The 13,004-nt window shown below is 66.8% G+C and carries 13 protein-coding genes; 5 read left to right on the top strand and 8 right to left on the bottom strand.

The annotated features are described in order from the left end of the window. Positions 1 to 4: 4 nt before the first annotated feature. The 5 genes from ABUE31_RS02220 to ABUE31_RS02200 are packed head-to-tail and all read right to left on the bottom strand — an operon-like array spanning position 5 to position 4,521. Positions 5 to 1,126 (bottom strand): Gfo/Idh/MocA family protein, encoded by a 1,122-nt coding sequence (locus ABUE31_RS02220; protein WP_367721862.1) that lies wholly within the window; start codon positions 1,124 to 1,126, stop codon positions 5 to 7. After that, positions 1,123 to 2,199, bottom strand: a complete 1,077-nt coding sequence (locus ABUE31_RS02215) for a Gfo/Idh/MocA family protein (RefSeq protein ID WP_367721861.1) — start codon at positions 2,197 to 2,199, stop codon at positions 1,123 to 1,125. Before ABUE31_RS02215 ends, ABUE31_RS02220 begins: the two co-directional genes overlap by 4 nt. A 39-nt stretch (positions 2,200 to 2,238) precedes the next feature. Then, positions 2,239 to 3,039: a 3-methyl-2-oxobutanoate hydroxymethyltransferase gene (locus ABUE31_RS02210; RefSeq protein WP_367721860.1), complete on the bottom strand. Its 801-nt coding sequence runs from the start codon at positions 3,037 to 3,039 to the stop codon at positions 2,239 to 2,241. A 51-nt stretch (positions 3,040 to 3,090) separates the two neighbouring features. Then, entirely contained in the window at positions 3,091 to 3,405 is a 315-nt protein-coding gene (locus tag ABUE31_RS02205; RefSeq protein WP_367721859.1) for a MocE family 2Fe-2S type ferredoxin, read from the bottom strand. A 39-nt stretch (positions 3,406 to 3,444) separates the two neighbouring features. Beyond that, on the bottom strand, positions 3,445 to 4,521 hold the full coding sequence (locus tag ABUE31_RS02200; protein WP_367721858.1) for a fatty acid desaturase family protein: 1,077 nt from the start codon (positions 4,519 to 4,521) through the stop codon (positions 3,445 to 3,447). A 172-nt stretch (positions 4,522 to 4,693) separates the two neighbouring features. Here ABUE31_RS02200 and ABUE31_RS02195 point away from each other — a divergent pair, with 172 nt between their 5' ends. From ABUE31_RS02195 to ybaK, 4 genes are all read left to right on the top strand, one after another. Continuing rightward, positions 4,694 to 5,716, top strand: coding sequence for a LacI family DNA-binding transcriptional regulator (locus tag ABUE31_RS02195; protein ID WP_367721857.1), 1,023 nt, complete (start codon positions 4,694 to 4,696; stop codon positions 5,714 to 5,716). A 118-nt stretch (positions 5,717 to 5,834) separates the two neighbouring features. Further along, positions 5,835 to 7,253, top strand: coding sequence for a pyridoxal-phosphate dependent enzyme (locus tag ABUE31_RS02190; protein WP_437344057.1), 1,419 nt, complete (start codon positions 5,835 to 5,837; stop codon positions 7,251 to 7,253). Continuing rightward, the gene (locus ABUE31_RS02185; RefSeq protein WP_367721856.1) at positions 7,250 to 8,419 is read left to right on the top strand and encodes a cystathionine gamma-synthase; all 1,170 of its coding nucleotides are present in this window, start codon (positions 7,250 to 7,252) and stop codon (positions 8,417 to 8,419) included. Before ABUE31_RS02190 ends, ABUE31_RS02185 begins: the two co-directional genes overlap by 4 nt. Beyond that, positions 8,420 to 8,899, top strand: coding sequence for a Cys-tRNA(Pro) deacylase (ybaK, locus tag ABUE31_RS02180; protein ID WP_367721855.1), 480 nt, complete (start codon positions 8,420 to 8,422; stop codon positions 8,897 to 8,899). 10 nt (positions 8,900 to 8,909) lie between these two features. On the opposite strand, the gene ABUE31_RS02175 is transcribed toward ybaK, so the two are convergent. Further along, the gene (locus ABUE31_RS02175) at positions 8,910 to 9,527 is read right to left on the bottom strand and encodes a DJ-1/PfpI family protein (protein ID WP_367721854.1); all 618 of its coding nucleotides are present in this window, start codon (positions 9,525 to 9,527) and stop codon (positions 8,910 to 8,912) included. Positions 9,528 to 9,620: 93 nt separating this feature from the next. Then, entirely contained in the window at positions 9,621 to 10,322 is a 702-nt protein-coding gene (locus ABUE31_RS02170) for a GntR family transcriptional regulator (protein WP_367721853.1), read from the bottom strand. Between the two features lie 257 nt (positions 10,323 to 10,579). Here ABUE31_RS02170 and ABUE31_RS02165 point away from each other — a divergent pair, with 257 nt between their 5' ends. After that, positions 10,580 to 11,623: a Gfo/Idh/MocA family protein gene (locus ABUE31_RS02165; protein WP_367721852.1), complete on the top strand. Its 1,044-nt coding sequence runs from the start codon at positions 10,580 to 10,582 to the stop codon at positions 11,621 to 11,623. Here ABUE31_RS02165 and ABUE31_RS02160 read toward each other — a convergent pair. Further along, positions 11,620 to 12,981, bottom strand: a complete 1,362-nt coding sequence (locus ABUE31_RS02160; RefSeq protein ID WP_367721851.1) for a Xaa-Pro aminopeptidase — start codon at positions 12,979 to 12,981, stop codon at positions 11,620 to 11,622. The genes ABUE31_RS02165 and ABUE31_RS02160 overlap by 4 nt on opposite strands. Positions 12,982 to 13,004 lie beyond the last annotated feature (23 nt).

Raw genomic sequence — 13,004 nt, 5'->3', positions numbered from 1 at the left:
CCCCTCAGATCCCGGGCGCCTTGCGCACCGTTCCCGGCTGCACGGCCATGCCGGTATGCGCGGACGCCATGGCCGCGAAGCAGAGCGCCAGGCTGTCGAGATTGCCGCGCGCGCCGTTCAGCGGCTCGCGCTTTTCCTCGACCGCCACCAGAAGCTCGCCCATCGTGCCGGCAAAGCCGTCGTTGAACCAGGCGCCTTCGAGCTTTGGGCGGGCGACGCCCCATGCCGTCGTCAGCGTCACTGACTGCTCGCCGAGATTCGGCCCGGTGCTGGCAAGGCTGCCGAGAGTGCCGCCGACGAAGGTGGTGTCGAGCGGGCCATGCCTGATCGCCGCGTCGAACGCCAGCGAGGCCTGGCCGCCGTCGAAGGCAACCAGCGCCTGCGCCAGCAGCGGCGGCTTCGCCTGCTGGCCGGCCGCCCTGGCGCGGGTGGCATAGACGCTCGTGCCTTTCGCGCCGATAAGGCTCGACAGGAAGTCGAACCAGTGCACGGCGAAGTCGAAGAAGATCAGGTCGTCGATCTTCTCGAAGGGGGTGCCGACGATCCAGCTGTGGTCCCAGTGGACGGCCGTGTGCGAGGAGATGACGTCGCCGACCAACCCGGCGCGCACCGCCTCGCGGATATAGGCGAAATGCGGCGCCCAGCGACCGTTCTGGTTGACCGCGAGCTTGACGCTGTTGCGGTCGGCCAGCTCGACCAGGCGCTCGCCCGCGTCGAGGTCGGTGACGAACGGCTTTTGCGACAGCACGTGCTTGCCGGCCTTGAGCGCGGCCTCGACCAGCGGCGTCCGCTCGGCCGGATGCGGCGTGATGTCGAGCACCTCGATGTCGTCGCGACGCAACAGGCTGTCGAAATCGTCGGTGGCGATCGCCTCGGGGTAGAACTCGTCGCGGCGTGTCGTGGCGCGCGCCAGCGAGCGCGACATCACCGCGGCGACGTCGAGGCCGGCGCGCCGGTAGGCGTCGAGATGGGCGAAGGATATGCCGCCTGCCCCGACCAGCGCGATCTTCGGCCGGTAGCTTTTCGGCATCGGCGGCCTGTAGGGCAGTTCGGGAGCGGCGATTTCGGGCAGCGTCTTGCCGACCAGCGCGTAGTCGCTCTCGGAAGGAAGATCGTCCTTGCTCATGGCAGCAGTTCCACGGTGCGCTTCTCGCGCGCCGAAAGCACGGCGCTGTCGGTGATCTGCTGGCCGATGCGCGACAGCTTCGGGTCGAGCGGCCCCGAGATCTTCTCGCCCGTGGCGATCAGGTGCAGCATGTATTCGACCGGCCCCCGGCGCGGCGCAACGGACGCGTCGCAAGGCACGACATGCTGCTCGCGTTTCGCCCCCGTCTGCACGGTGACGTGGTCGTCATAGTCGTAGCTGGCGATGGTGCCGTCGGTGCCGACGATGACGAAGCCGCATTTCGGCTGCGGCTGCGTCGTCCACGGGTCGGTGAAGGTGCCCCAGCGCGTCTCGAACTTGGACAGGCCGCGCTTGTAGCGGCAGATGGTGACGGAGTGCTCGTCGACCTCCAGCCCCTGCGGCTCGTCCATGACGCAGGTGACCTCGATGGGCTTCTCGCCGTCCATGAACCAGGAGCCCAGCGTGACGCCATAGCCGACATAGTCTAGCAGGCTGCCGCCGCCGGCCGACTTCTTGTAGAACCAGGAATTCGGCTTGCCGGCCTGCACCTCCTCGTCGCTCACCTCGACCTTGTCGGCGAGATGGTAGAGCGGGCCGCGGTTGCCGTCGTAGAAATGCACCTCGACGACGTCGCCCACGACGCCCTCGTCGATCAGGCGCTTGGCGGTGTTGTGCGAGCGGTACCAGGCGAGCGGCCAGTTGATGGCAAGCAGCTTGCCGCTCTTCTGCACGGCGGCGATCATGCGGTCGGCATCGGCGATCGAGGCCGCGAACGGCTTTTCCATCAGGATGTTGACGCCTGCAGGTGCGACGCGCTCGACCCACACCGCATGTTCGGCGGTCGCCGGACAGAGGATGACGAGATCGGGCTTCGTCTCGGCGAGGCACTTTTCCGGATCGGTGTAGACGCGCTCGGCCGGAATGCCGAAATTGTCGATCGCGCCCTGCATCCGCTTCGGGTCGGCATCGCAGATGCCGACGATCTCGGCATCGGGACGGTCGAAAGCTTCCCTGAGCAGGTCGCCCATGTGGAAGTGATCAAAATTGATGCCGGCCACTTTCCATTTCGTCATGCAGTATCCTCCCGGAAAATTCGCGTCAGTGTATCAGCGTCACGCCTTCGACAGGTCGTCCAGGAACCGCGCGAGTTCGCCGGGTTCGATGCCGACGACATGCCGCGGCTCGGGATAGGCCCCGGAGCGCACGTCCGCGACGTATTCGCCGAAGGCTGCCACCCGCTCGGCCTGCAGCCGGTCATACTCGGCGGCGAAGTTGCGGTAGACCTTGGAGTGGCGCGGATAGTGGCCGCGGTTGTAGCCGAGGATGTCCTCGGAAAAGAGGTATTGCGCGTCGCAGCCACCGCCGGCGCCCATCGAGATCAGGAACAGCGAGGTTCGCCTGGAGATGGCGCTCGCCACCTCGACCGGCACGACCTCGATCTCGGCCGCGAAAGCGCCGGCATCCTCCAGCGCCTTGACCTGCTTCCAGACGAACATCGCGGTGTCGGCGGTCTTGCCGACGGCCCGGAACCCTCCGGTCCAGGTCGAGTGATGCGGGATCAGGCCGGAATGGCCGCAGACGGGCACATGCTCGTCGGCCAGCGCGCGGATCGTATCGAGGCTCGCCGCGCAATAGACCGCATCGGCTCCGGCGCGCATGAAGCGGAAGGCGTCGCGCATGACGTCCTCGCGCGACGCGAAGAAGGAGTTGACGCTGCCCGGAATGGCGAAGACGTCGGGAGCGGCGTCGCGGAAGGCAGGATTGAAGATCAGCTCCGGGGTGACGGACAGGATCTCCACGCCGGCGCGCGCCGCTGCCTCGACCTCCTCCATCGTGAAGACGCGGATCTTGGCGAGTTGCTTCTTCCCCTTCATCGCCCGAAGATCGGCGACCGTCGGCCGGTTTGATCGCATGGTTCTCCTCCCCGAGAACTGTGGTGTTGCGCGGTTGGCGCGGATGCTGCGTCAGTCGAGCTGGATCAGGACCTTTCCGGCCTCGACCCGCGTCGGGTAGGTCTTCAGCGCGACGCAGACCGGCGCTCCCCTGGCTTCACCCGTCTTGTAGTTGAAGCGCCCATTGTGCTTGGGGCACTCGATGATGTCGTCCATCACCAGCCCGTCGGCGAGATGCACCTTTTCATGCGTGCAGAGGCCATCGGTGGCGAAGAACTCGTCGTCGGGCGATCGGTAGATGGCGAAGGTCCTGCCCTCATGGTCGAAACGGACCACGTCCTCTTCGTCGATCTCGTCCGCACCGCACGCTTCGATCCATTGCGCCATGTTGCTTGCCTGCCTGTTCCGGTGGTTTTTCGGGTGGCCTTATTCGGCCGCCTGGACCGTGAGGTCGTGGAATTCGTCGCGGTAGGGCTTCGCCGTCGCCGGCAGTTCGCGCTTGAGGAAATAGTCTTCGTAGCGGAGCTGGCGGAGGAAGGCCGGGACCATCTCGCGATAGCCGTCCAGCATCGAGGGATTGGGCGCCGGCAGGTCGTGCTTGATCAGTTCGTGCAGCTTCGGCAGCGCATGATAGGGCACCATCGGGAACATGTGGTGCTCCACATGGTAGTTCATGTTCCAGTAGATGAAGCGGCTGACCGGGTTCATCAGCACGGTGCGCGAGTTGAGCCGGTGGTCGGTGACGTTGTCGGCCAGCCCGCCATGCTGCAGCAGGCCGGTCAGGATGCCGTGCCAGGCGCCGTACATGCGGGGAAGCCCGACGAGCATCAGCGGCAGCCAGGTACGCATCGCAACCGCAGCCACGACCGTGGCCAGGTAGATCGCCACGTGGACGCGCGCCGCACGCACCACTTTGTAGCGCTCCTGCTCGGGAATGAAGCTCTTTTCCGCCTCGCTGAGATTGCCGGCGGCGTTGCGCAGAAGGTCGCCCATCGAATACCAGACGTCGACGATTCCGACGAAATTCAGCACCACCCGCAACAGGTCGGGCGGCCGCATGACGGCGATTTCCGGATCACGCCCGACGATGATCGTGTCGGTATGGTGGCGCGCATGGCTCCAGCGCCACGTCACCGGGTTGCGCATGATCATGAAGCTGCCGATCTGGTAGACGACGTCGTTCATCCAGCGCGTCTTGAACGCCGTGCCGTGACCGGCTTCGTGCCAGCGCGAGTCGCCCGACGAGCCGTAGAGCGTGCCGTAGACGAAGAAGAACGGCACGCACCACCAGGTGCCCCAGAACCAGATGCCGCCGGCGGCCGAAACGGCGAGCAGCCCGATCCAGATCAGCGTGTCGCGGATCGCGGGCCCGTCGGAGCGGCGCATCAGTTCCTTCATCTGCTTGCGGGGGATGTCGGTGTGGTACCATTCGGCGGCCGCGAGCCCGGTTTCCACCGCGCGCCGGCCGCTTTCACCCATCAGGTCGTAGTCGCGTTTTTCCATCGGGATCGCTCTCGCGGGAAGCGTTTCGTCCGCAGTACAGGCTTCTTGGGCCATTTCACGCAACGCTAATGAGATCGCTGATGGCGAACAATCAGGTTTCCCATCAGATTCAATCATTGCGATGGGCTTGGGCAACCCCTAAGACTTGGCCGGCGGCAACGAGGGAAATTCGATGAAAGTGACAGTGGCGGCGATTGCGCAAAGCTGCGGTCTTTCGACGGCGACGGTCGACCGCGCATTGAACAACCGGCCGGGCATCAGCGCCGCCAACCGCCAGCGCGTGATGGAAGCGGCGCAGCGCCTGGGCTACCTGCCGACCGCCGGCGCCGTTCCCCTGCCCTCCCGCCCGGCCGCGCTAGAGTTCTTCCTGCCGATCCGGCAGAACGTCTTCATGGGGGAACTGGCGGACCACATCAGGGCCTATGCCAGCCACATGCCGCTGGTGGCCTCGTGCCGCATCCACGACCTCGACGACATCTCGCCGGCGTCGCTGCAGACGGCCGTCGACGATCTCGGCCTTCAGACCAAGGGCGTCGGCGTCATCGCCGTCGATCACCCGCGCACGCGCGGCGTCATGCAGCGCATGGCCGATGCCGGCATCAGGCTCATCACCATCGCCTCCGACGTCCCGGCGGCGCCGCGCTCGGCCTATGTCGGCCTCGACAACCGCGCCGCGGGGCGCACCGCCGCGCTGCTGATGGGGCGGCTGCTACGCGGGCTGTCAGGCAACATCGCGATCGTCACCGGCTCGCGATCCTATCGCGGCCACGAAGAACGCGAGATGGGCTTCCGCGCCGTCCTCGGCGAGGACTTTCCAGAGCTCGCGGTCACGACATCGGTGGATATCAACGAGGACGGCGAAGCGAGCTATGCGGAGACCCAGATGCTGCTGCGCGAACAGCCGGGCCTGCTAGGCATATACTGTGTCGGCGCAGGTCGTTTCGGCGTTGCACGCGCGCTCAAGGAGCGAACGGCCGCGCCCAAGCCCGTCTTCATCTGCCACGACCTGACACCGCTGACGCGCGGCTACCTCGTCGACGATCTCGCCGACGTCGTGATCGACCAGAACGCGCGCCTGACCGCGGAACAGTCGGTCATACAGTTGCTCGGCTCGATCGCGTCGTCCGAGCCGGTGATCCCGAACCGCTACATCGAACCCAGGTTGATCTTCAGGGAGAACATACCGGCGCAGTAGCGCACGCCAGCACGTTTCGACCGGAACCGGGCAAGCGCACGGACTGTTATTCCTCGTGAAGGCCGCGCATATTTGCCATATCTCCGCCGGACGGCGCGACAGTGTCTTGGAGCCGAGCATGAGCGAGACGAAAACCCAAAGCGCGATGACGCGGCTGCAGCCGCCCTATGCATCGGTCCTCGACCTGATCGGCCAGACGCCAATCGTCGAACTGACGCGGTTCGACACCGGTCCGTGCCGGCTGTTCATCAAGCTGGAGAGCCAGAACCCTGGCGGATCGATCAAGGATCGCATCGCCCTGTCGATGATCGCCGCAGCCGAGAAGGACGGCCGGCTGAAGAAGGGCGGCACGATCGTCGAGGCGACCGCCGGAAACACTGGGCTTGGCCTCGCGCAGGTCGGCATACCCAAGGGATACCGCATCGTCCTCGTCGTTCCCGACAAGATGTCGCGCGAAAAGGTCCAGCACCTGCGCGCGCTCGGCGCCGACGTCAGGCTGACGCGCTCCGACGTCGGCAAGGGCCACCCGGAATACTACCAGGACATGGCCGAGCGCATCGCCGCGGAAACGCCGGGGGCGTTCTATGTCAACCAGTTCGCCAATCCCGCGAATCCGAAGGCCCATGAGGAGACGACCGGCCCCGAGATCTGGGAGCAGCTTGGCGGCGACGTCGACGCCGTGGTGGTCGGCGTCGGCTCCGGCGGCACGCTGACCGGGCTCGGCCGCTTCTTCGCGAGGCACTCGCCGAAGACCGAAATGGTGCTCGCCGACCCGATCGGCTCCGTCCTCGCGCCGCTCATCAAGACCGGCGAGATGATCGAGGCCGGGAGTTGGACGGTCGAGGGCATCGGCGAGGACTTCGTGCCACCCAATGCCGACCTGTCCTTCGTCAAGAAGGCCTATGCGATCCCCGACCGGCTGAGCATGGCGACCGCGCGCGAACTGCTGTCGAAGGAAGGCATCCTCGCAGGTTCGTCGTCGGGAACGCTGCTGGCGGCCGCGCTGAAATACTGCCGCGAGCAGAAGACGCCGAAGCGCGTCATCACCTTCGTCTGCGATTCCGGCAACAAGTATCTCTCCAAGGTGTTCGACGACTACTGGCTGGCCGAGCAGGGCCTGTCGGAACGCGTGCAGCACGGCGACCTCCGCGACCTGGTGGCCCGATCGCACCGCGAGGGCGGCACCATCACGGTCGGTCCCGGCGACACGCTGATCAACGCCTATGGGCGCATGCGCCGCGCCGACGTCTCGCAGCTTCCAGTCATCGAGGACGGCAGGCTCATCGGCATCGTCGACGAAAGCGACATCCTCTCGCGCGTCGAGGGTTCCTATGACGGACGCTGGGAGCGCTTCAACGCGCCGGTAAAGACCGCGATGACGGCCGACCTCCACACGCTGCAGGCAGACCAGACGCTCGACGCGCTGCTGCCGGTGTTCGACCGCAACGAGGTTGCCATCGTCTACGACGGCGACGAGTTCTTCGGCCTCATCACCCGCATCGACCTGATCAACCACCTGAGGCGATCCAAGACATGACCGCAACCGGCAAGAACCGCCTGGCCTTCGCCACGCGCACCATCCATGGCGGCCAGAGCCACGACCCGACGACCGGCGCGGTGATGGTGCCGATCTACGCGACCTCGACCTATGGCCAGCAGAGCCCAGGCGTGCACAAGGGTTTTGAGTACGCCCGCAGCCAGAACCCGACGCGCTTCGCCTTCGAGCGCGCCGTGGCCGACCTGGAAAGCGGGGCCGCGGCCTTCGCCTTCGGCTCGGGGCTCGCGGCGATCGCCAACGTCCTCGAACTCCTGGACGCCGGCTCGCATGTGGTGGCGACCGACGACATCTACGGCGGCAGCTACCGGCTGATGGCCCGCGTGAGGCAGCGAAGCGCCGGCCTCAAGGTCAGCCTCGCCGACTTCACCGACCTCGCCGCCATCGAGGCCGCGATCACGCCCGAGACGCGCATGCTGTGGATCGAGACGCCGACCAATCCGCTGCTGAAGATCGTCGACCTCGAAGCCGTCGTCGCCCTCGCCAGGCGCAAGGGCGTGCTGACGGTCGCCGACAACACTTTCTGCAGCCCCTACCTGCAGCGGCCGCTGGAACTCGGCATCGACATCGTGGTGCACTCCACGACGAAGTACCTCAACGGCCATTCCGACATGGTGGGCGGCGTCGCCGTGGTGCGCCAGGACGGCGAAATCCTCGACCAGCTGAAATTCCTGCAGAACGCGGTCGGCGCCATATCCGGCCCGTTCGACAGCTTCCTCGCGCTGCGCGGCCTGAAGACGCTGGCGCTGAGGATGCAGCGGCACTCGGAAAACGGGCTGAAGATCGCGCGCTGGCTGGAGGGCCGCGGGGATGTCAGGCGCGTCATCTATCCGGGCCTCGAAAGCCATCCCCAGCATGCCATCGCAAGACGGCAGATGTCTGCCTTCGGCGGCATGATCTCCGTGGAACTCGACCGCGACCTTGCCGGGACCAAGCGCTTCCTGGAGCGCACCCAGCTCTTCACGCTCGCCGAAAGCCTCGGCGGCGTCGAGAGCCTGATCGAGCATCCGGCGCTGATGACGCACGGCTCGATCCCCGCCGAGCAGCGCGCCGCGATCGGCATTTCGGATGCGCTGGTGCGGCTGTCATGCGGCATCGAGGACGCCGACGACCTGATCGCCGATCTCGACCAGGCGCTGGCGGCCTAGATGTCGAAGTCCACACGCGCCACGAAGGCGCTGGAGGCGGCGGGCGTCGCGTTCGACGTCCGCGTCTACGACTACGACCCGAACGCCGACAGCATCGGTCTGCAGGCCGCCGCCGCCCTCGGCGAGCCGCCGGACCGCGTCCTGAAGACGTTGATGACCAAGGTCGACGGCAAGCCGGTCTGCGTGATCGCGCCGTCCGACCGCGAAGTGTCGCTAAAGAAGCTGGCGGCGGCCGTCTCCGGCAAGTCGGCCGAGATGATGAAGCCGGCGGACGCCGAGCGCCTGACCGGCTACAAGGTCGGCGGCATCAGCCCGTTCGGGCAGATGCGCGCGGTGACGACCGTGGTCGAGGCGGGCGCGCTGGCGCACGACCGCGTCTACGTCAACGGCGGCCAGCGCGGGCTGCAGATCCGCCTCAGCCCGCAAGACCTGCAGGCGGCGGCAAAGGCCACAGCCGCATCGATCGTAGCCCAGGACTGAGGCCGCGCCCTCAGGCGGCGGCCTTGGTTCCGCCCAGCGTCTCGCCGTGCCTGATTTCGGTGCCGAGCACCTTCAGGCATTCGCGCATGAAGGCGGCAAGGCCGGTCCAGCCCTTGGCCGACACCATCGTGCCGTCGACATAGGCCTCGGTCGGCTTGACGTCGATATAGGTGCCGCCGGCCAGCGTCACTTCCGGCTCGCAGGCGCCGAGCGCAGCGACCTTCTTGCCGCGCACCACGCCATCCACGGCGACCAGTATCTGGACGCCGTGGCAGATCGTGAAGATCGGCTTCCTGGCGTCGTGGAAGTGCTTGACCATCGCCTGGATGCGCTTGTCGGTGCGGATGTATTCCGGGCCGCGGCCGCCGGCGCAGTAGACGGCGTCGTAGTCGGCCGGATTCACCTCCGAAAAGGTCTTGTTGATGTCGGCGAGGTGCCCGAAGCGCTCGATATAGGTCTGGTGCCCCTCGAAATCGTGCAGCGAGGTCTGGATCTTCTCGCCGGCCTTCTTGTCGGGGCAGATCACATGCACGGTATGGCCGACGGCTTCCATGCCCTGCTGGAACACGAAGATCTCGTATTCCTCGGTGAATTCGCCGGTCAGCATCAGGATCTTCTTGCCAGTCATGACTCCCATCCTCCCTGGTGTCTTAAAGCGGGGCATGCCCCCGGGTTTAGTCTCGCGTCCTTGCTGGGCGGCGCGCCGCCTTTCTCTCAACCTTCATTCGAAGGCCGGCAGCAGCCGGTCCCTCGACCGTTCGATGTGGTGGCGCATCTCCCGCTTCGCTGCCTTGCCGTCCCCGGCCGCAAAGGCGACGAGCAAGGCCTCGTGCTCGTCCAGCGCCTCTTCGGTGACGCGGGAATGGAACATCAGCCGGAAGATGTGGAAGTGGGTATGCTGGTGCGCCAGCGTCTGGCGCGTCAGTTCGTTGCCGGCGAATTCGAGGACCCGGTCGTGGAACAGCGCATCCTGGCGCGCAAACGCCGAATAGCGCTGCCGCTCGTCGCCGCCCTGCCGTCGCGACATGACGCCCGCGACCTGCCGGAGGTCGGAAAGCCGCGTCGCGTCCATCGACCTGGCGGCGCGCGAGGCCGCCTCCGGCTCCAGCTGGAGCCGCAGATCGTAGAGGTCGTCGAAGCGGCGGCGAGAAATCTGCGGCGCGGCGCTGTAGCCGATCAGGTGCGTCTTGACGACCAGCCCCTCACCCTCGAGACGGCCGAGCGCCTCGCGGATGGGCGTCTGCGACACGTTGAGTTCGCGCGCCAGATTGTCGACCGTGATGCGCGACCCCGGCGCGATCTTCAACGCCATCAGTTGCGCGAAAATCGCCTCGTAGGCCTCCTCGGCCAGTCCGTTGTGCCGATTGATACCGGGATGCGGCCGCGCATCGGTCGCCAGTTCGGACGCAAGAAGACTGTTCATCACCGCACCTCGAACGTCCATGCTTATAGCGATGGCCCATGACCGTCAATTCGATATCCTATACGATTTGATCTCATATGGCGGTGCGGCGTCTGCGCGTCGAACGCGCATCATGAGCAACTCGGCCCGCGGCCGTGGCGGCATCCGGTGTTCTCGAACCGAGCGAGCCGAAATGACTGGCGGTGGCGCACCGGATCGGCAATCATGCGCCGCCGCATGACGGCATTCAGAACAACCTTGAGCAGGCGGCGCGAACCATGACGGCCAGGACCATCCGCATCGGCGTCATCGGTTGCGGCTTCTACGCCCAGAACCATCTCAACGCCTGGCGCGACCTTGCTGCCGACGGCGCCGTGCTGGCCGCCGTGTGCGACCTCGACCCGGCCAAGGCAAGGTCGGCGGGCGAGATGTTCGGCGTGTCCTGGCACACCGACGTCCAGACGATGCTGGACGCCGGGCCGCTCGACGCGGTCGACATCGTCACCCGGCAGGATACGCATCGCGCCATCGCGGAGGCGGCCATCGCGCGCGGCGTCTCGACAATCGTGCAGAAACCCTTCGCCCCGACCTGGGAGGACGCCACAGCGATCGTCGAGGCCGCCGACAAGGCCGGCGTCTGGCTCGCCGTGCACGAGAACTTCCGCTACCAGGCGCCGCTGCGCGCCGTCCGCAAGGCAATAGACAGCGGCGCGATCGGCGAGCCGAACTGGGCGCGGATCGCCTTCCGCACCGGCTTCGACGTCTACAGGACGCAGCCCTATTTCTACGATGAAGAGCGGTTCGTGATCGCCGATGTCGGCGTTCATGTTCTGGACGTCGCCCGCTTCCTGCTCGGCGACGTCGCACGCATCTCCTGCGAGACGCAGCGCCGCAATCCGCGGGTCAAGGGCGAGGACACCGCCACCATGATGCTGCGGCATGAAAGCGGCGCGGTCAGCCTTGTCGAGTGCACCTACGAATCGCGCCGCGCCGACGACCCCTTCCCCGAGACGATGCTCGAGATCGAGGGGGGCCGCGGGTCGATCGTCGTCTCGCGGGGATGCCGCATGAAGCTGACCAGCGAAGGCGAGGCGAGCGAGACCGACATCGGCACCCCGCTGCTGCCATGGACCTCGCATCCCTGGCATGTCAGCCAGGAGGGAGCGCTCGGCGCCTGCCGCCATTTCCTCGACTGCCTGCAGCGCGGCGTGCCTGCCGAGACGCGAGGAGCGGACAACCTGAAGACCTATGCACTGGTGGATGCCGCCTACCGCGCAGCAGCGGAACATCGCTCGGTCGCGCCAGAGAGTTGGCGCGCCTAGGCCCGGCTGAGAAGCCGGCCGCTTGCCAGCCAGAAGGGCGCCAGGCAGAGCGGAATCGCCGAGAGCAGCAGGATGTCGTCGCGAACCGCGATGCCGATCCGATCCTCGACGAAGCGCCGGCGCACCTCGCAGCGGCTGGCTAGCGCCGGATGCCGCTCGGCGAGCGTCGCCCGCAGACCTGCGTCGGCAAAGGTGACGGGATCTTCGCAGTTCAGCGTCCAGCCGTCAGGCATCGGCACCGGAATGATGTCGACCTGGAACGGCATGCCGGACACGATGCGCTCCATGGAACCCGGGCGGATCGGCGAATGCACCCACTCGTCGAGACCGACGAGGTGCCCCGGGTTAAGGGCCGGGCGCAGGCCGCCGCGCGCCAGCGTCGAGATGACCGCTTCATTGACCGCGCCGCCTTCAACGCCCAGAGCCGCCGTTTCGTACCACGCGGCGAGCCCGAGGAAATAGGCGCTGGCGACCGCCAGGAAGGCGTCGTCATGCTCGGCCAGAAGTCCGCCGCGCGCGGTCAGGCCGCCCCAGTAGCCGACGGCCGTGGTCACGCCGTCGCCGCGCCCCGGCACGCGTGCGGTGGCACTGCGCAAGCCGATCACCGGCCCCGAACGATCGCTGGACGCCAGCATCGGATGGCAGCTCATCGGCTCACCGGCATAGCCCATGCGCGAAGCCGCCTGCAGTTCGCTGTCGCCGAGCCTGAAGCCGCTGACGATGCGCCAGACCGCCGCCGCGGAGCGCGCCGCGCCCCATTCCGCCTCCGCGATCTGGTCGGCGTCCACCACCGCGCGCAGCCCGTCAGCCGGATGCATCAGCACGGCCGTCGCGTCGGACAGGACTTCCCGCCCGACGACGGCTGAGATTGCATCGACGATGAAGGCCGGCACGAAGAAGGTGGCGCGCGGCCCTGCCCATTCCCCGGCCTCGAGATATTTCCAGCCGACCAGGCCGACGCTGTCGCCAGCGCGCAGGCCAGCCTCACGCAGGACCCCGATCAGGTCCGGTTTCAGCGTGCGGTCCTGCGCCATGAGGCTGAGCGACTGGGCCAGCACCGTTTCAAGGCCGGGCAGACCGGCGACCGGGGTGTAGCCGAGATTTTCGTTGCCCGTGATGACGATTCGCCGGCCGCCACTGCCGAGCAGCAGGATGGCCTCCTCGAAACGCGGATCGAAGCCGGTCAGGAAGGCGACGTTGGCGGCATGCTCGCGGTCGGCATAGACGGCGAGCCAGTCCACGCCGACGCGCCGGAAAGCCTCGGCGCAACGCGCCTCGTAGGTTTCTGCCGGGATGGCCGGCCGCTCGACCGGCAGGCCGAAATCCGGAATCTCGATGTCACGCAGCCCGATGGTCATAAACAGCCTCGATCGCCTGAAAG

This window comes from Mesorhizobium marinum, from assembly GCF_040813675.1.
Lineage (GTDB): Bacteria > Pseudomonadota > Alphaproteobacteria > Rhizobiales > Rhizobiaceae > Mesorhizobium_K > Mesorhizobium_K marinum.
The sequence above is the reverse complement of the archived record's forward strand: the minus strand, read 5'-3'. Positions and strand labels throughout refer to the sequence as shown.

Bases quoted from the DNA above. Each gene is read 5' to 3' on its own strand.
- ABUE31_RS02220 (WP_367721862.1), bottom strand. From the start codon at position 1,126: ATGAGCAAGGACGATCTTCCTTCCGAGAGCGACTACGCGCTGGTCGGC.
- ABUE31_RS02215 (WP_367721861.1), bottom strand. From the start codon at position 2,199: ATGACGAAATGGAAAGTGGCCGGCATCAATTTTGATCACTTCCACATG.
- ABUE31_RS02210 (WP_367721860.1), bottom strand. From the start codon at position 3,039: ATGCGATCAAACCGGCCGACGGTCGCCGATCTTCGGGCGATGAAGGGG.
- ABUE31_RS02205 (WP_367721859.1), bottom strand. From the start codon at position 3,405: ATGGCGCAATGGATCGAAGCGTGCGGTGCGGACGAGATCGACGAAGAG.
- ABUE31_RS02200 (WP_367721858.1), bottom strand. From the start codon at position 4,521: ATGGAAAAACGCGACTACGACCTGATGGGTGAAAGCGGCCGGCGCGCG.
- ABUE31_RS02195 (WP_367721857.1), top strand. From the start codon at position 4,694: ATGAAAGTGACAGTGGCGGCGATTGCGCAAAGCTGCGGTCTTTCGACG.
- ABUE31_RS02190 (WP_437344057.1), top strand. From the start codon at position 5,835: ATGAGCGAGACGAAAACCCAAAGCGCGATGACGCGGCTGCAGCCGCCC.
- ABUE31_RS02185 (WP_367721856.1), top strand. From the start codon at position 7,250: ATGACCGCAACCGGCAAGAACCGCCTGGCCTTCGCCACGCGCACCATC.
- ybaK (WP_367721855.1), top strand. From the start codon at position 8,420: ATGTCGAAGTCCACACGCGCCACGAAGGCGCTGGAGGCGGCGGGCGTC.
- ABUE31_RS02175 (WP_367721854.1), bottom strand. From the start codon at position 9,527: ATGACTGGCAAGAAGATCCTGATGCTGACCGGCGAATTCACCGAGGAA.
- ABUE31_RS02170 (WP_367721853.1), bottom strand. From the start codon at position 10,322: ATGAACAGTCTTCTTGCGTCCGAACTGGCGACCGATGCGCGGCCGCAT.
- ABUE31_RS02165 (WP_367721852.1), top strand. From the start codon at position 10,580: ATGACGGCCAGGACCATCCGCATCGGCGTCATCGGTTGCGGCTTCTAC.
- ABUE31_RS02160 (WP_367721851.1), bottom strand. From the start codon at position 12,981: ATGACCATCGGGCTGCGTGACATCGAGATTCCGGATTTCGGCCTGCCG.